We start from the raw sequence: 19,202 nt of genomic DNA on the forward strand, positions 1-19,202 counted from the left end.
ATTTAATAACCAAAAATAGCTATTTGCTTTATTAAAGATAGTGATTTATCTAAAAAAATACACCCGTTATGTTATGAAAACGTAACGGGTGTGTTATTTCTGTTATAAATTTAAACTAATTTATTGATTGGTCGGTTCTTCTGCTTTATGTATTTCTACTGAAAGTTCCTGAGAATCATCTTTCAAATCCATTACAATTTCATCACCTGAATGTATTTTTGAAGTGATGATTTCTTCGGCTAACAAATCTTCAACATATTTTTGGATAGCTCTTTTTAGTGGTCTTGCTCCAAATTGTCTGTCAAAGCCTTTTTCGGCAATAAAAGCTTTTGCTTTATCTGTCAAACTTAAATTATATCCAAGTTCAGAAATACGAGCGTATAATTTTTTAAGCTCAATCTCGATGATAAGATCAATGTCAGCTTTTTCTAATGCATTAAATACAATTACGTCATCAATTCTGTTTAAGAATTCAGGAGCAAAAGTTTTCTTCAATGCATTTTCGATAATGCTTTTAGAATTTTCATCAGCCTGAGCCACTTTAGCAGCAGTTCCGAATCCAACACCTTGTCCGAAATCTTTTAACTGACGTGCACCAACATTCGAAGTCATGATAATGATTGTGTTTTTAAAGTCGATTTTACGACCTAAACTATCAGTCAGATAACCATCATCTAAAACCTGAAGCATCATGTTGAATACATCTGGATGTGCTTTTTCGATCTCATCTAAAAGGACAACACAATAAGGTTTTCTGCGAACTTTTTCAGTCAATTGACCACCTTCTTCATAACCAACATATCCCGGAGGCGCTCCAACTAAACGGGAGATAGCAAATTTCTCCATATATTCGCTCATGTCGATACGAACCAAAGCATCTTCAGAATCGAATAATTCTTTTGCTAAAACTTTTGCCAATTGTGTTTTACCAACTCCGGTCTGACCTAAGAAAATAAATGAACCAATTGGTTTGTTTGGATCTTTAAGTCCGGCTCTGTTACGCTGAATAGAACGTGCAATTTTTAAAACAGCATCGTTTTGTCCGATCACTTTATTCTGAATCAATTCAGGTAATTTGGCTAATTTATTACTTTCCGTCTGTGCAATTCGATTTACAGGAATTCCGGTCATCATAGAAACCACATCGGCTACATTGTCTTCAGTAACTTCAATTCTATTGCTTTTAGAATCTTCTTCCCATTGTTCCTGAGCAAGGGCTAAATCTTTTTCAATACGTTTTTCATCATCACGAAGTTTGGCAGCCTCTTCATATTTTTGCTTTTTGACAACCATATTTTTGTTCTCACGCACTTCTTCTAACTGGCGTTCCAGATCCAAAATTTGCTTTGGAACGTCAATATTAGTGATGTGTACACGAGATCCGGCCTCGTCCATAGCATCGATAGCTTTGTCTGGTAAAAAACGTTCAGACATATATCTGTTGGTTAATTTAACGCAGGCTTCAATTGCTTCCTGAGTATAAGTTACATTGTGATGGTCTTCGTATTTGTCTTTTACATTGTTCAAAATGGCAATTGTTTCTTCAACAGAAGTTGGTTCCACAATTACTTTTTGGAAACGTCTTTCTAAAGCACCATCTTTTTCAATATATTGTCTGTACTCATCAAGAGTGGTAGCACCAATACATTGTATTTCACCTCTTGCTAATGCTGGTTTAAACATGTTTGAGGCATCAAGTGAACCAGTTGCTCCGCCGGCACCAACAATAGTATGTATTTCATCAATAAAAAGAATAATATCGTCGTTTTTCTCAAGCTCGTTCATTACGGCTTTCATTCTTTCTTCAAATTGTCCTCTATATTTTGTTCCGGCAACTAAGCTTGCCAGGTCAAGGGTAACAACGCGTTTGTGAAAAAGAATACGCGATACTTTCTTTTGGATTATGCGCAAAGCCAGTCCTTCTGCGATAGCAGATTTACCAACTCCCGGCTCTCCAATAAGGAGTGGGTTGTTCTTTTTTCTTCGGCTTAAGATTTGAGAAACACGTTCAATTTCTTTTTCGCGTCCTACAACAGGATCCAGTTTTCCTTCTTCGGCCATTTCTGTTAAATCTCTCCCAAAATTATCTAATACCGGAGTTTTCGATTTTTTGTTTGACTTATTGGCTGGATTGTTAAAACTACTTTCTTTTAAACTGTCATCTTGTCCTGGATCATCGTTATATGATTCGTTTTTTGGCAAGTTTTCTAAGAATTCTTCTTCGTTTGGCGTCATATTTAAATATTGTTCTTTAGCTATATCATAATCTATTTTTAGCTTATTCAATAGCTTGGTTGTTGGGTCGTTTTCGTTTCGCAAGATGCATAAAAGCAGGTGTGCCGTGCTAATCGACGAGCTTTGAAATACTTTAGCTTCAAGGAAGGTTGTCTTCAGGGCTCTTTCGGCCTGTCGGGTAAGATGAAGATTCTTCTTTTCGGTGTTTACTTCAACGCTGTGGTTGGCCGGACTCAGTATTTCTACCTTCCTGCGTAAATGGTCTAAATCGACTGCCAGGTTATTAAGTATATGAATAGCTTTTCCGTTACCATCTCTTAAAATGCCCAGCATTAGATGTTCAGTACCAATAAAGTCGTGCCCTAAGCGAAGAGCTTCCTCTTTACTGTATGTAATAACATCTTTTACTCTTGGTGAAAAATTATCATCCATAATATATAATTGGTATTGTAAATTTAATGAATTAGTGATTGAAAAACAAAAACCATACCTTTCAGAAACACCTGTCAGCTAATAGACAAAAAAAATAGTAATAAAACAGTTAAAAAAGGCTTAATTTATTAACTAAAACGCAAAAAAAAGTTGTTAATAAATCATTGAAATATCTGTAAGGAAATAGCTGAAAAAATTTCAAAAAAACGTATCTTGGCACGCTTTGAAAATTAATATAATTATTTAATATAACATTATGTCTGAAGGAGAAAAGTTAATTCCTATTAACATCGAAGAAGAAATGAAATCAGCTTACATCGATTATTCGATGTCGGTAATCGTATCAAGGGCACTTCCGGATGTTAGAGATGGCTTGAAACCGGTACATCGAAGAGTTCTTTACGGAATGTATGACTTAGGAGTAACATCAAGATCAGCCCACAAAAAATCTGCGAGAATCGTGGGAGAAGTTCTGGGTAAGTATCACCCTCATGGGGATACATCTGTTTATGATGCCATGGTTCGTATGGCTCAGGAATGGAGTATGCGTTATCTTTTAGTTGATGGTCAGGGTAATTTTGGTTCTGTAGATGGGGATAGCCCTGCAGCAATGCGTTACACTGAGGCCAGAATGAAAAGGATTTCGGAAGAAATTATGGCAGATATCGAAAAAGAAACTGTTGATTTTCAATTGAACTTTGACGATACATTATATGAACCAAAAGTAATGCCTACAAGAGTTCCTACCTTATTAGTTAATGGAGCAACAGGTATTGCAGTTGGTATGGCAACCAATATGCCTCCACACAATTTAACAGAAGTTATCAATGGTACTCTGGCATACCTTGATAATAACGATATTGAAGTAGACGAATTAATGACACATATTAAAGCTCCGGATTTTCCAACCGGTGGTATAATATATGGTTATGAAGGCGTACGTGAAGCATTTAAAACCGGTAGAGGGCGTATTGTAATGCGTGCTAAAGTCGGTTTTGAAGAAGTTGACGGAAGGGAATCTATCATTGTTACTGAAATTCCGTATCAGGTTAATAAAGCTGATATGATTAAACGTACAGCAGACCTGGTTAACGAGAAGAAAATCGAAGGTATTGCGAATATCCGTGACGAATCTGACAGAAACGGTATGCGTATCGTTTACATCTTAAAGCGCGATGCAACTCCAAATGTAGTTTTAAATACCTTATATAAATTTACACAATTACAGTCTTCTTTCAGTGTAAATAATATTGCATTGGTAAAAGGCCGTCCTCAAATGCTGAATCTGAAAGACATGATTCATTATTTTATTGAGCACCGCCATGATGTTGTAGTTAGAAGAACGCAGTTTGAATTGCGTAAAGCAGAAGAAAGAGCTCATATTTTAGAAGGATTAATTATAGCATCAGACAATATTGATGAAGTAATTGCAATTATCAGAGGTTCTAAAAATACAGAAGAAGCACGTGAGAAATTAATTGAGAGATTCAGTTTATCAGACATTCAGGCTCGTGCAATTGTTGAAATGCGTTTACGACAGTTGACTGGTCTTGAACAGGATAAATTAAGAGCTGAGTACGAAGAGTTGATGAAATTAATAGAGCATTTAAAAGCTTTATTGGCAGATGTTAATTTGAGAACCGACTTAATTAAGGAAGAACTTGTTGAAATCCGTGATAAATATGGAGACGAGCGTCGTTCCCAAATTGAATATTCTGGTGGAGACGTAAGTATTGAAGATTTAATTGCCGATGAAAATGTAGTAATTACAATTTCGCATGCAGGTTACATCAAACGTACAAACTTAACAGAATACAAAACTCAAAATAGAGGAGGAGTTGGTCAAAAAAGTGCCGGGACAAGAGATCAGGATTTCCTTGAGCATATGTTTGTAGCTACAAATCATCAATATATGATGTTCTTTACGCAAAAAGGAAAATGTTTCTGGATGCGTGTTTATGAAATTCCTGAAGGAAGTAAAACGGCAAAAGGAAGAGCAATTCAAAACCTTGTAAATATTGAAAGCGATGATAAAGTAAAAGCTTTCATTTGTACACAAGACTTAAAAGATAAAGATTACATCAACAGCCATAATTTGGTTATGGTTACGAAACAAGGTCAGGTTAAGAAAACATCTTTAGAGAAATATTCTAAGCCTAGAGTAAATGGTGTAGCAGCTATTACTATTAAAGAAGGTGATGAGTTGATGGGGGCACAGTTAACAAACGGAGAAAGCCAAATTATCTTAGCTGTAAAATCCGGAAAACTGGTTCGTTTTGAAGAAACGAAAACGCGTCCAATGGGAAGAACAGCTTCTGGAGTTCGCGGTATCACACTAAAAGATGATACTGATGAAGTTATTGGTATGGTTACTGTTGATAAAAATGATATTAATGATTCACAAATTCTGGTTGTAACTGAAAATGGTTATGGTAAACGTACTAAATTAGTTGATGAAGATGGTGAAGATGTTTACAGAATTACAAACCGTGGAGGTAAAGGAGTTAAAACGCTAAATATCACTGAAAAAACAGGAAAATTAATCTCTATTAATGCTGTAACGGATTCTGATGATTTGATGATTATCAATAAATCAGGACTGACAATCAGAATGGCGATTGAAGATTTACGTGTTATGGGGCGTGCTACCCAGGGTGTAAGACTTATTAATTTAAAAGGGAAAGATTCTATTGCAGCTGTTACAACTGTGATGAAAGATGAAGTTGATGAAGTTGTTGTAGATGAAGACGGAAATGTTATTGAATCCGGAATTGAAAGGGTTAAACCCGATTTAGAAGTTCTTGAAGATGACAGTGCAGCCGAAGATGATGAAGACGATGATTCTGAAGAAGAAGTTGAAGATGAGGATGATGCTGAAGAAGAGGAATCTGAAGAATAAAATGAACCACACAAATTAAAATTAATACAAATTGAATATTATGAAAAGTAAATATGTAATACTTGCATCAGCATTATTTATTTCAGTAGCTACTTTTGCTCAGAAAGATCAGATAAAAAGTGCTGAAAAAGCATTAAAAGGCGGAGATGCACAAGGTGCGCTTGCACAATTAAAGGACGCGGAAAATCTTATTGTAAATGCAAAAGATACAGAGCAGGCACAATATTATTTTATTCAGGGAAATGCTTATTTAGATCTTGCAAACAAAAAAGTAGAAGAAGGGAAAAATTTATCTCTTGCTGCAGAAAGCTATAAAAAGTTAATTGAAATTGAGAAAACATCCGGAAAACAAAAATTCTCAACTCAGGCTGCTGCTTCAATTGCTCAAATTAAAGGATTGTTAATTAATTCAGCTATTGCGGATACGCAATCAAATAAAGCTGCTGAAGGAGCAAAAAAATTGTATGATGCTTACTCTTTGGATAAAAAAGATACCATCAATTTATATTATGCAGCTTCTACTTATGTAAACGCTCAGGATTATGATGCAGCTTTACCAATGTACGAAGAGTTGAAAAAATTAAATTATTCAGGAAAAGGAACAAGCTATACAGCTGTAAACAAAGTTTCTGGTAATGAAGATGGTTTTAATAATGAAAAAGACAGAGATTTAGCTGTAAAATTAGGAACTCATGAAAAACCTAAAAAAGAAGTTATTCCTTCTAAAAGAGGTGAAGTTTACAAAAATTATGCATTAATTTTAGTTCAGAAAGGAAGAACTGAAGATGCTAAAAAAGCTTTGGCTGATGCAAGAAAAGCTAACCCGGAAGATTCTTCTTTAATCCTTTCAGAAGCTAATTTATATTTAGAAACTAAAGATTATGATACTTATAAAAAGTTAGTTGGAGAAGCTTTACAAAAAGATCCAAATAATAAGGAGTTAATTTTCAACCTTGGTGTATTAAGTGCAAATGCTAAGAATGCTGCAGATGCTGAAAAATATTATTTAAAAGTGATTGAAATAGATCCTAATTATGCAAATGCTTATCTTAATCTTGCTGCATTAAAATTAGAGGCAGAAAAGCCAATTATTGACGAAATGAATAAATTGGGTACTTCTGATAAAGATATGAAGCGTTATGATGTATTGAAAAAACAAAGAGAAAATGTTTTTAAAAGCGTAATTCCATATCTTAAAAAAGCAAATGAATTGGATCCAAAGAATGAAGATGTTTCTAAAACATTATTAGGAGTTTACAAAGCTCTTGAAATGACTGCTGAGGCCAAAGCGTTAAAAGCAACAATGTAATAGTTTAAACAAATAAAAATGCAAAGCCGTCTAAAATATTTAGGCGGTTTTTTTTATTGGTAGTGTCTCACTAACTGTGTAAGTTAAAAAATGATGGGGTTATTAAATCACCATCATTTTTTTTAACTTTAACTTTTACACAGTCTTATGAAAAAAGAAGATTTATTATCAGATGAATTTTTAAAACAATTCAAAACAGGTGAAGACCTAAACGGTTTTCTGGCTCAATTACAAAAACGAGGAATAGAAGCTATTCTATCGGGGGAGCTGGATTCTCATCTAGGATATGAGAAACACGAAAAGACAGCTTCATCGAATTCTCGTAATGGTTTTTCCAATAAGAAAATAAAAACTTCATTTGGAGAATCAGACATTCAGGTTCCCAGGGACAGGGAAGCTTCTTTTAATCCCATGATTATTCCAAAACGTCAAAGCATGATTGATGGATTAGAGAATGTAATTATCTCTCTTTACGCCAAAGGAATGACTGTTAGTGATATTGAAGAACAAATAAGAGAAGTCTATAAATTTGACATATCAACCTCCACTATTTCCAGAATTACCGAATCAGTTTCCAATGATATAACAGCTTGGCAAAATCGCCCGTTAGAACCTGTTTATTTAATCGTTTGGATGGATGGGATTGTCTTTAAAGTTCGAGAGAACTCAAAGGTTATTAACAAAACTATTTATCTTGCTGTTGGTCTGAATCGAGAAGGAAAAAAAGAAGTTTTAGGCATGTGGTTAGGCAAGAATGAAAGTGCCAGCTTTTGGTTAGGGGTTTTAACAGATTTAAAAGCCAGAGGTGTTGAGGATATATTAATTACAGCTACAGATAACCTAAACGGCTTTACTCAGACTATTAAAAATGTATTCCCTGAATCACAGACTCAAATCTGTGTAGTACACCAAATACGTAACTCAGCGCGTTATGTAGTATGGAAAGATAAAAAGGAGTTCTCTAAAGATATGAAGCAGATTTATGATGCTCCAACTAAAGAAGCTGCTAAAGCTGCTCTTGAAGATTTTGCCTTTAAATGGAATCAAAAATATCCTTATGCCGTTAAATCCTGGCAGGAAAACTGGGAAGAACTTACAGTCTTTTTTGACTTCCCTATAGAAATTAGGAAAATAATTTATACCACTAATCTAATTGAAAATCTAAATGGAAAGGTTAGAAAATACACCAAAAATAAATTATCATTCCCCACAGATGAAGCTGTTTTAAAATCTGTATATTTGGCTTTAAGAGAAGCTACCAAAAAATGGACAATGCCAATCCATAATTGGGGATTAATACTCAATCAGTTCTTAACTATATTTGAAAAAAGGGTTCAACTTTAATTAAAAAGTCAAACCCCGTTATTTTTAAACTTACACACTTTTAAGGACAGTGTCTTTTTATTTGCAGCCACACAAAAAAAATATGATTTGCTAATATCTGTTTTTAAATGCATGCTTATTTATGCAATAAAATAAAATACTTCAATTTACTTTTCTGTGTTAGCATAAGCGTCTTTGATGATTGTATTACTTTTATATTTAATCATTATATTGCCATCTACTTTTAATAGTAATAAAATTAATTTTACAGTTATTTATCTTTTGGAGTACTTTTAACGGTTTTTTCTAAAGTTTTATTATGAAAAAAAAGAGAGCATCAAATTTTGATACTCTCTTTTACTAAAATTAAGATAACGTTTTATCTCCTTCCGTGACCATGATCATCACGTCTTTCGTGTCTGTCATGTCTATCATGTCTGTGATCTCTATCATGATGTTTATAGTTTTTATGGTGATCACGGTGACGGTCATTATACGCATATCCAGGTCGTGGTTCGTAACATCTTTGTGGAGCCCCGTGGTATCCTTTATAATATTTTACTTTATGTCTGTCAAAATATTTATAAGGAGTTCTTCCGTGGTAGTCATTTAAAACTACTTTGTAGCCTCCATATAAGTCGTAATTTCTGTAAGGTCTTGGCAAATAAGAGGTTCTAACCCATCTTCCTCCTCCAAAATAAATGAATTGTGAAGCACGTACATCATAATAAGCTTCAATATCCGGAAGATAATAATATTCTACTTCAGAATATCCAACTGGTCCCCACGCAGGCGGTGTTCCTATGTTTACATTTACAGATACCTGAGCTTGTGTCGAATTTGCAACGATTAGAAATAATCCTACGATTGCTATTTTGATTGTTTTCATTTTTAATACTTTTTAAATGTTAATCTATATGTGGATATCCATATATTATGCCAAAACATAAAAACAAAATGTGTTTTGACTGTAAAAAACAATCTAAAAAGCAATAGTTAAATCGTATCTTGTTGATTATTAATTTGTTTTAATCAGAAAGAAAAAACAGAAAAATGCTTATTTATATTCCACAATTTTAGGTTTTCCTAATTCAAAAGACTGAATTCCGATGTCCTGAGTTTCAAATGTGTTTGTTTTAAAGATACTTTCGCCCTCAAACGGGATGGTAGGATAATATGAAATTGAAAGCTGAAATGCACTAAAAACAAGATAATCATTACTTATTAAAACTCCGACACCAATTTTTGAAAAATATTTATTTTGCAGCAATCCTGATGAACTGTTTCCTAATACAGCAATAGAATAATTAAAATAGGGATTCAGCCTAAAGCCTAAAACTTCTTTAGGAGCATATGTCTGAGTTTGTAATGTTAGTACCATTTTGCTTTTTCCGTAATATGCTGCATTAAAACCGGCAAGGCCATAGTTTTCATTTATTGTAAGCTGATCTCCCACAGAGCTAGCTCTGTTGATTCCTATAACCATTTCTGGCTTAATAAATTGTCTTAACTTCCAGTCTCCTAACGTCAATAGACTAGTAAAATAATTTGCTTTTAATGAAATAGAGGTCTGATATGTCTTAGATTGATTAAAAAAAGTGCCAATCTCAAAGTTAGTACTCAAAAAACCCCATTTGTAATAGTCACCAAAAGAAGCCTGTGCACCTACGTAGGGGCGCCATATTTTATTTTTATACTGATAACCAAGTGTTATCCCATAGATTCTTCCAATTGGAATGTCTTCGGTAAAACCATTTCTAAAAATATAATTATCTTTCACGAATTCCCTTGTATTTATTCCAAAACCCATTAAAACTTGTTTTTCATCAGAAAAAAAATTAATAGTATCAAATTCAATGTTAGGTTTTTCAGTGTAATCAATGTTTAAAAAGCGTCCGGACAAAATCAAATTAGTGGTTCTCTCCTTTTTTTTAGGATTTACCCCAGTTATGTTAAATGCTTTCCCAGCCCAAAAATCATGCGAATTATACTTAAATGGCTGGTATTCATATTTTAATGTTGCATCCTGTAATGTGTCTCGTCGATATTGCTGTTCCATTATAATACCACCAGCCCATTTGGCCAAAGGAGAATAAAATGGTCTTTCGACAGCAATACCTTTGATATAGTTGTCATCTAAATCATTGAAATATTTAAATTTTGTAGTAACAAAAGTGTTTTTAATGTTGGGTATTGTATATAGAGCATTATGACCATTATGTCCATCCTCAAATCTGTTAGAAAATTTATATTCTAGCTGCTGTCCGGAACCAAAAAAGTTACGGTCATTAAATCCAATACCAATCCGCGAACTTGATATTGAAAATTTTGGAATTAAGCTCCAGGTATCAAGAACACGAACCGTAATATCAATCGAGTCATTTGTTGGAGAAACCAATTCCTCAGATATATTTACCTTACTTACGAATTTTTGGGATCTTATTATACGTTCAGTTTCTTTTATTTTATAAGTGTCGTAAGCAGAGTTTTTTCTAAAAAGTAATAAATTCTGAATTGCAAATCTTTTCGTCTTGAGGTGTAATTTATTTCCTGTTCTTTCTCCCCAATTTTTAGGAACCATAGTAGAATCTGTATCAGATTGTCCAAAAGGATCTAAGGTTATAATTCTGATGTTGCGAATAATTTTTCCATCTACATTAGGCAAGTGTTCCTTTTCGACTAATGTTTTGTTCTTTTTTTTTATTTTAGCAGGCTTGAAAATTATTTTTCTTAAAAAATTAGTAAACTTACTTTTTTCAGAAAGCTTTTTAATTTTATGATATTTCTCCTGGCTATCTTTTTTAGTGTGTTTTTCTTGCGAAAAGGTGCTTTGGGAAAAACTCCAAAGAAAAATTAAAAACAAGAATATTTTTAAAAACCTGTAAGACATGCTAATAAAGTTAGCGTAAATTATTGATTTTTTTATCATATAATTAAACTGAGCAAATAAATATTTAGTTTTCAGTTTTTAATTTTTTAATACGCCAGGTAAATTTTTTTGGCATATGATTTCCCATAACATAGCCCCAAGGTTCTAAAGATTCTATTCTGTCAAAAATAATTTTTAAAATAGCGAGTAATGGTATCGCTAAAAACATCCCTGAAATTCCTGCAACACCACCTCCTATAGTAATCCCTATTATCGAAACCATAGCATTTATTTCGACTTTTGAGTTGATGATTAAAGGTACAAGTATATTATTATCAATAAGCTGAACAATTATGTTTACTACAAGAATACCTATAATCATAGATATTTCGGGTGTTCCTGAAAGAGAAGATAAGATGGTTAAAATACCTGCAATCATAATTCCGATGTAGGGAATTAAATTTAAGATTCCAGTCATAAGTCCAAGTAAAATAAAATATTTTGCTCCTATAATCCATAGTCCTAACCCTGTCAAAATAGAAACTACAAACATTTCAAATATAAGTCCCAAGATGTAATTGTTTATCGAAATTTTTATTTGAGTAATGATTTGTTGCAATTTCGCATGGTCTTCTTTATCGAATAATTTTGCTAAAAAAAGAATAAAATGAGTCTTATATAATAGGAATAAAAATGTAAAAACAACGACAAGCATACAATTAAACAAGACTTCACTTAATGATCCTATCGCCATTCCTATAGTTCCGTATCCATTTTGTACAGAATCGCTGGTTACTTTTTCAATGTACTTTTTTTGTTCCCATATACTGATTTGAAATTGTTCATGGATATAAGACTGGACATTATTAAAAAATGATATTGCATTCTTTTTAATGATATCAAAATCATTTGCAATGTCAGTAACCTGATAAGAAATGAAAGCTAGGATTGCAGCGATACAAAGTACAAAAATCAGGACTGAGAGAAATGAAGCAATATAAATAGGTAATCGTAATTTAAAATGCAAGAAAGAGTGTACCGGCAATAGTAAAACCGTAAACATAAATGCCAGCATCACTGGAGTTATTATATTACTACCGATGTAGGTTATTGCTCCAATACAGATCAAACTTAACAAAATAAATGTAAGTTTTGCATAAAATGGCAATTGTAAAGGTTGGTTCATTTTTTGATTTTTTAAACTAAAGTTGTGCTAAACAAATTTTAAAATTTATTTGTTTTAAATCGTTCCAGCTTTTAAATTTTAGTTTATAAAATTCCCATCAAAGGGTTAATCAAAAAATTCTTTGTCCTCATATACTGGAGGCATAATCGAAATTCCTTTTTGTAACAGAAGATTGTTTGGGTAGATAATTTTTTCCCCTTCTTTAGTTTTTAAATTCACATGAAAAGCATTGATATCCTCTATTTCTGCTTCAATAGGGAAATCTTTATCGTGGATTTTTATGGTATCACCAATTCTAAAAGGAAATGAAAAAAATAAGATCATTCCGGATGTTATATTGCTTAAAATAGACCACTGTGCAAACATAGCAACACCAATTACAGTGGCAATGGAAGAAACTGTTATAAAAATATCTTTCGTCTCAACCCCCCAAATAACAATCAAAGCTATTGTTGCCAAAATATTCATTAAAACATGAATGTATTTAATAACAAGATTGGTACGGTGTTCTAATAAGTGAGTAGTACTGGCGTATCTGCGTACCAATTGCGCAATAATAACCCGTAGTGCAGCTAAGGCTAATAGCAGAATTATAGTGGTTAGGATTTCCTTGCTATATTCTTTAAATGAAAACATAAATTTAATTTTACTCTAATATACTCAAATATTCGTAAACCTTTGCAGTTGGAAGCCCCATAACATTGGTATATGAACCTTCAACTTTTGCAACAGCCATAAAACCAAGCCATTCCTGTATTCCATAAGCTCCGGCTTTATCATAGGGTTTGTAGTTTTCAATATAATATAAAATAGTTTCGTCTGATAAATTATTGAAAGTGACTTTTGTAATATCGTGTAAAAGGGTAGCAGCAGAGCTGGTTTTAAAACAAACAGATGTAATTACTTCATGAGTTTTTCCCGACATCGATTTTATCATTTCGAAAGCTTCTTTATGATTTTTAGGTTTCCCTAATGCCCTGCTTTCGTGCCATACAATAGTATCACTGGTAATTAAGATTTCATTCTGTTTTAATTCTCCATCAAAGGCATTTGCTTTTAAGAGTGCTAAAAAGTCTGTAATTTCAACTGCTTTTAATTCTGGAGGATATATTTCTTCAACATCTTTTAACCTGATTTCGAAGTCAAGATCCAGGTCTTTAAAAAATTGCTGTCTTCGTGGTGAGCCTGATGCTAGGATTAGCTTGTATTTTTTTAGTTTTTCTTTAAGCATTATAATGAATGTTTAAGGTAATAACCACAATTGATAGAACTCCGAAAAGTAGAATGAGTTTGAGTACAGTGCTTAAATGATTGAACTCCTTTTTTGACTTTGCAGTAAATGTTTTGATTATAAAGTAAAGCAGTGGTGCCAAAACCAATACAAATGCATATAAAGTAGCTATAAATAGCCCATTTTCTACAAGATAATTTTTAATATAAAGCAATAATGAAATAAAAGGGATTATAGAAAGAACAGAAGCAATTTTTGCTGTTCGGCTAATACCAATAGCAATAGGAAGTGTATTCATTCCCTGATTATAATCTCCGTTAACATCTTCTATGTCTTTGATTATTTCCCTGATAAAATTAATCATAAAAGCAAATATGGCATAATCCGTTAAAATAGAAAACAAACTGGTCATTTGTGCTTTGTTTTCTGCTATTGTTGCCGGAAAAATATCGAAAATACCAATAATGATAACGCTCATTGCTAATAAAAAAGCTACAACAAGATTCCCTAAAACCATAATTTGTTTTAAGGTTGTGGAATAAAAATAAAGCATTGAAGCGATTAATATAAAAATAGTTGCAAATCCCGGTCTCTGTATCACATTCGATAAATAGAAACCAATTCCAACGCCAGTAATATTAAGGACGATATAAATGTTATAACCTAAAGATTCTGATACGGTTTTTCCAATGATAACATCCTGAGGTTTGTTTATCTGATCCGTTTCAGTATCAAAAATGTTATTAATTACATAGCCGGCCCCTGCAATTAAAACGGTACTTAAAACTAATAGAGCATATTGCCAGTCAGACAAGGCTAAGGGGATATTTTGACCTTTTAAAAAAGCATAACGAAATATAACCTGCATAAAAGCAAGCATTAACAGATTTTGATAACGAATAAGTTTGAGGTATTTCATTTTGATTTGAAGGTTTGGATTAACAATTAATAATTAAAAGCGGATAATTATTTAGTCGTGTTTTCCATTAAAATATTCCATCCATTTTCCCTGCACTTTCATGACTTGTTCGATAACATCACGTACAGCGCCTCTTCCGCCTTTAACATGCGAAACGTAACGACAGATATTCTTAATTTCAGGACTTGCATCTTGCGGGCAGGTTGGTAAACCTACTAATTTCATAACATGAAAATCAGGAATATCATCGCCCATGTATAACACATTTTCCGGTTTTATGTTATGTGTTTCAGTATACTGTTTAAAAGTCTCTACTTTATCAGGAGTTCCTAAATGTATGTCTGAAATCCCTAAATTACGCAATCTTATACGAACACCTTCATTGCTTCCGCCTGAAATAATACATACATTAAAACCACTTTCTACAGCAGCTTTCATTGCGTAACCATCGCGGATATTCATGGTGCGAAGCATTTCTCCTTCATTGGTTACAAAAACGGAACTATCTGTAAGTACGCCATCAACATCAAAAACAAACGTTGTGATGTCATTCATTATTTCTTTAAAGTGTTTTGCCATTATGTTGTATAGATTGTGTTAAGAGTTTATAGATATTTCTTTGGTTTTCATCAGTCAGATAATTAAGATGCGCCTCAATAGTAGTAGAATCATGTCGTTTCGCCGGCCCTGTCTGTGCATCAGCAGGACTAAGGAATTTTATTTTATCTGCAGTTTCAAGAATTAAAGGTTTTAAAATATCAAAAGGAACCTGATTGTTTTCACAAATTTCCTGCCCTATTTGATATAAATGATTCGTGAAGTTGTTCACAAAAACAGCCGAAACATGCAATGCTTTTCTTTGCTCTGAACTAATTGAAAAAACGGCTTCCGAAATACTTTTTGCTACGGTCTCTAAAATAGTGTAGTCTTCCGGATTTTTTGCTTCCAGACAAATTGGGATAATTGAGAAATCAACAGATTTTGCTTTAGAAAAAGTTTGTAAAGGATAAAAAACGCCTTTTCTGTTTTTTGAGTCTAAAACATCAATCGAAGTTGTGCCAGATGTATGAACAACCAATTGGTTTTTAAAGGGAAGATGTTCTGAAACCTCTGAAATAGCATCATCAGAAACAGAAATTATATATAAATCGGATTCATGCAAATTGGCAAACTCTGTAACAATTCGATCAGCATTCACTAAGTTAAGCACTGATTCTTTTTTTCTGGAAAAGACTTGTACAATTTCAATCTGTTCACTTTTAGTGAAAGCTTTTATCAAATGTTGTGCAACATTTCCGGAACCAATTACTGTTATTTTAATCATAACGCAAAATTAGCATTTTTTTAAAGAAATTGAAACGTCAAAGTTTTGAATTGCGCTTTATAAAATTTGAAGGCAGACAATATAATAAGTCTTTAAAATTGAATTGTAATAGAAAACCTGTTTAATTAGGAATGCTTTATTTTCAGAGTACTCTTTTTGGTTTTTATTAACAAAAGACAAATACTGCAAATCAACATTTTTAAGTACTTTTGTGCCACTTTTATACACAGTAATTCCTTCAAAAATGGATAAAAAAATATTCTCTTTTTTGTTTTCTACAAGATTAATGGCCATTCTTTTTTTAACATTTGCAATTGCAATGGCCGTCGGAACTTTTATCGAAAGTAAATACAATACTGATACAGCCCGAATTTTAATTTACAACACCTGGTGGTTTGAAGCTATAATGGTGTTTTTTATGATTAATTTCTTCGGAAACATCAAACGCTATCAGCTATTGAAAAAAGAAAAATGGGCAACTTTATTACTTCATGTTGCTTTTATTTTTATTCTTTTAGGAGCATTTATTACACGTTACATCAGTTATGAAGGTATGATGCCAATTCGCGAAGGAGCTGCTGAAAACCAAATCTATTCAGATAAAACATTTTTAACCGTTTTTGCAGATGGAGAATACAAAGGAGAAATGAAACGCAGGACTTTTGAGAAAAGTCTTTTGTTTTCACCCGTAACCAATAATGATTTTACGCTTTCAGGTCAATTTGATGAAACACCTTTTGAAGTTAGTTATGTGAATTACATCATGGGGGCCAAAGAAACCATAAAACCCGATCCAAAAGGAACTTTATATATTAAATTAGTTGAAGCCGGAGCCGGTGGGCGTGAAGAACATTTCTTAAAAGAAGGAGAAGTTCAAAATATCCATAATGTTTTATTTGCTTTGAATAAACCAACAGATGGTGCGATAAATATTAATACAACCGGAAAAGAATATACCATTCAGACTCCTTTCGAAGGTGATTTTATGCGAATGGCAGATCAGTTAAAAGGAAAGGTAACCAAAGATAATGTACAGCCTTTAATGATGCGTTCTTTATACAGTATTGGTGATATCCGGATCGTATTTCCGGATCCAGCAGTAAGAGGAGTTGTTGATTATGTATCGAATAATGACTACAAAGCTAAATCTCATACTGATGCTTTAATCGTAAAAGTTAAAGCAGAAGGTCAGGAAAAAGAAGTACGCCTTATGGGATCGAAAGGAAGTGTAGGAGAGCCTCAAACTGTCAAAATTGGAAAAATAGAATACAGTTTATTCTACGGAAGTAAAGCATATACTTTGCCTTTTAAAGTAAGATTAAACGATTTCATTGCTACTAAATACCCGGGAACAGAAAAAAGTTATTCTGCATTTGAAAGTAAGGTTACGGTTCAGGATTCAACAGAAACTTTTGATGCCAGAATTTACATGAACCATGTTTTAGATCATAAAGGATATCGTTTTTTTCAATCAGGATTTGATCCGGACGAAAAAGGAACAATTTTATCTGTTAACCATGATTTTTGGGGAACGTCAATTACTTATTTAGGTTATTTTATGCTCTATTTTGGTATCATGGCTATTATGTTTACCAAAGGTTCTCGTTTTACAGATCTAAAACGTAAACTTGAGAAAGTAAAAGAGAAAAAAGCAAAATTGATTACAATTTTAGTTTTGATGCTAAGTTTTAACGGTTTTGCACAAGAGCCTCATGTACATGCACCTGGAGATAATCATAATCACAACCACACGCACGCTCATAATGAAGATCCAAACGATCACGCTAATCATGTAACACGCCCGCCAAGCCAGAAGCAAATAGATTCATTACTGAATATTTATAAAGCACCTGAAGCTCACGCTGCAAAATTTGGTCGTCTGATTATTCAGGATGCAGGTGGAAGAATGAAGCCTATTAATACTTTCTCGTCTGAATTATTACGAAAAGTAAGCCACAGTGATACATATAACGGAATGAATTCTGATCAGGTATTCTTATCAATGACACAATATGGCCAGGTTTGGATTCAGGTTCCTATTATTTATTTAAGAGCAGGAAACGATAGTATCAGGAAAATCATTGGAGTAGATAAAGAGGCAAAAAACGCCCCTTTTGTGAAATTTTTTGATCAGAATGGTAATTACAAATTATCTCCTTATTTAGATGCAGCTTATAAAGCAGCAAACCCAAATCAGTTTGAAAAAGATTTCATTGAAACAGATAAAAAGGTCAACTTGATGGAATCTGCTTTAATGGGGGGTATTTTAAAAATATTCCCGGTTCCAAATCATCCTGGCGATAAATGGATTTCATATATGGAATTAGATCATGCAGGTTTAAAAGGAATGGAGGCAACGTATACCAAGCAGATTTTACCTCTTTATTTTAACGCTTTAAATAATGGTTCTATTTCAAAAGATTTTAAAACTGCAGATGATTTAGTCGAAAGTATCAACGGTTTTCAAAAGAAATTTGGAGCTAAAGTACGCCCGAGTGAAGAAAAAATTGATGCTGAAATTGCATACAATAAATATGATGTTTTTCAAAAATTAACATATTGGTACATTACAGCAGCAATCATCATGTTTATTTTTACAATCGTAAATATCTTTTTTGAAAAAAAATGGATTCGTTTTTGTGTAAATGCATGTCATATTGTTATTGGATTTTTCTTCGCATTGCACACTTTAGGCTTAATTGCACGTTGGTATATTTCAGGACACGCTCCGTGGAGTAATGCTTACGAATCTATCATATATGTAGCTTGGTCAACAATGTTTTTTGGATTAGCTTTCGATAGAAAATCAAAATTAACTGTTGCTTCATCAGCTTTTGTGACAGCGATGATCTTAATGTCAGCATATTTGAACTGGATTGATCCGGAAATTGCAAATTTACAGCCTGTTCTTAATTCATATTGGTTAATGATTCACGTTGCGGTAATTGTAGCAAGTTACGGTCCAACTGCATTAGGATTTATACTTGGTTTTGTGTCATTACTATTAATTTTCTTTACAACAGAAAAAAACAAAGCCAAAATGGATTTAAACATACAGGAAATCACATACATCAACGAAATGGCATTGACAATTGGTTTGATTATGTTGACCATAGGGAACTTTCTTGGAGGACAATGGGCCAATGAAAGCTGGGGACGTTACTGGGGTTGGGACCCAAAAGAAACCTGGGCATTGATCTCAATTATGGTATATGCTTTTATAATCCACGCCCGTTTTGTACCTGCATTACGAGGAAAATGGACATTCAATCTGATGAGTATGTTTGGTTTTATATCCATTTTGTTCACCTATTATGGTGTGAATTTTCACTTAGTTGGTCTGCATTCATACGCGAGCGGAGAAGCAAAATCCCTTGACTGGATATATTATTCATTAATTGCGATTTCAGTGATAGGGGCTATAACGTATCCTAAATACCGAAAATATTATAAAAAATAATATATGTTATTTATG

The 19,202-nt window shown here is 33.0% G+C and carries 13 protein-coding genes; 4 read left to right on the forward strand and 9 right to left on the reverse strand.

Translation table 11 applies throughout. The annotated features are described in order from the left end of the window. Positions 1 to 120 precede the first annotated feature (120 nt). Positions 121 to 2,667, reverse strand: a complete 2,547-nt coding sequence (locus OZP09_RS21745) for an ATP-dependent Clp protease ATP-binding subunit (protein WP_281309998.1) — start codon at positions 2,665 to 2,667, stop codon at positions 121 to 123. 256 nt (positions 2,668 to 2,923) lie between these two features. Here OZP09_RS21745 and gyrA point away from each other — a divergent pair, with 256 nt between their 5' ends. The 3 genes from gyrA to OZP09_RS21760 all read left to right on the forward strand — a co-directional run bounded on the left by gyrA (position 2,924) and on the right by OZP09_RS21760 (position 8,219). After that, the gene (gyrA, locus tag OZP09_RS21750; RefSeq protein WP_269235713.1) at positions 2,924 to 5,566 is read left to right on the forward strand and encodes a DNA gyrase subunit A; all 2,643 of its coding nucleotides are present in this window, start codon (positions 2,924 to 2,926) and stop codon (positions 5,564 to 5,566) included. 40 nt (positions 5,567 to 5,606) lie between these two features. Further along, positions 5,607 to 6,875 carry a tetratricopeptide repeat protein gene (locus OZP09_RS21755; RefSeq protein WP_281309999.1) on the forward strand — a complete coding sequence of 423 codons (1,269 nt, stop codon included), beginning with the start codon at positions 5,607 to 5,609 and terminating at the stop codon, positions 6,873 to 6,875. Between the two features lie 147 nt (positions 6,876 to 7,022). Next, on the forward strand, positions 7,023 to 8,219 hold the full coding sequence (locus tag OZP09_RS21760) for an IS256 family transposase (protein WP_269234850.1): 1,197 nt from the start codon (positions 7,023 to 7,025) through the stop codon (positions 8,217 to 8,219). 358 nt (positions 8,220 to 8,577) lie between these two features. Here OZP09_RS21760 and OZP09_RS21765 read toward each other — a convergent pair whose 3' ends face one another. From OZP09_RS21765 to OZP09_RS21800, 8 genes are all read right to left on the reverse strand, one after another. After that, the gene (locus tag OZP09_RS21765; RefSeq protein ID WP_269235715.1) at positions 8,578 to 9,087 is read right to left on the reverse strand and encodes a hypothetical protein; all 510 of its coding nucleotides are present in this window, start codon (positions 9,085 to 9,087) and stop codon (positions 8,578 to 8,580) included. Positions 9,088 to 9,255: 168 nt separating this feature from the next. Then, on the reverse strand, positions 9,256 to 11,061 hold the full coding sequence (locus tag OZP09_RS21770; RefSeq protein ID WP_349293613.1) for a hypothetical protein: 1,806 nt from the start codon (positions 11,059 to 11,061) through the stop codon (positions 9,256 to 9,258). Between the two features lie 91 nt (positions 11,062 to 11,152). Beyond that, a complete protein-coding gene (locus OZP09_RS21775) occupies positions 11,153 to 12,253 on the reverse strand; it encodes an AI-2E family transporter (RefSeq protein ID WP_281310001.1) in 1,101 nt (366 codons plus the stop codon). A 105-nt stretch (positions 12,254 to 12,358) separates the two neighbouring features. Further along, on the reverse strand, positions 12,359 to 12,889 hold the full coding sequence (locus tag OZP09_RS21780; protein ID WP_269235719.1) for a mechanosensitive ion channel domain-containing protein: 531 nt from the start codon (positions 12,887 to 12,889) through the stop codon (positions 12,359 to 12,361). A 10-nt stretch (positions 12,890 to 12,899) separates the two neighbouring features. Continuing rightward, a complete protein-coding gene (locus OZP09_RS21785; protein ID WP_269235720.1) occupies positions 12,900 to 13,484 on the reverse strand; it encodes a Maf-like protein in 585 nt (194 codons plus the stop codon). Then, entirely contained in the window at positions 13,477 to 14,403 is a 927-nt protein-coding gene (locus OZP09_RS21790; protein WP_269235721.1) for a geranylgeranylglycerol-phosphate geranylgeranyltransferase, read from the reverse strand. The genes OZP09_RS21785 and OZP09_RS21790 overlap by 8 nt, the downstream gene beginning before the upstream one ends. A 51-nt stretch (positions 14,404 to 14,454) precedes the next feature. Next, positions 14,455 to 14,982 (reverse strand): KdsC family phosphatase, encoded by a 528-nt coding sequence (locus tag OZP09_RS21795; RefSeq protein ID WP_269235722.1) that lies wholly within the window; start codon positions 14,980 to 14,982, stop codon positions 14,455 to 14,457. Continuing rightward, positions 14,966 to 15,727: a Rossmann-like and DUF2520 domain-containing protein gene (locus OZP09_RS21800; RefSeq protein ID WP_269235723.1), complete on the reverse strand. Its 762-nt coding sequence runs from the start codon at positions 15,725 to 15,727 to the stop codon at positions 14,966 to 14,968. The genes OZP09_RS21795 and OZP09_RS21800 overlap by 17 nt, the downstream gene beginning before the upstream one ends. Positions 15,728 to 15,971: 244 nt before the next feature. Here OZP09_RS21800 and OZP09_RS21805 point away from each other — a divergent pair, with 244 nt between their 5' ends. Next, positions 15,972 to 19,187 carry a cytochrome c biogenesis protein CcsA gene (locus OZP09_RS21805; protein WP_281310002.1) on the forward strand — a complete coding sequence of 1,072 codons (3,216 nt, stop codon included), beginning with the start codon at positions 15,972 to 15,974 and terminating at the stop codon, positions 19,185 to 19,187. Positions 19,188 to 19,202: the final 15 nt, after the last annotated feature.

This window comes from Flavobacterium flavigenum (genome assembly GCF_027111255.2).
GTDB lineage: Bacteria > Bacteroidota > Bacteroidia > Flavobacteriales > Flavobacteriaceae > Flavobacterium > Flavobacterium flavigenum.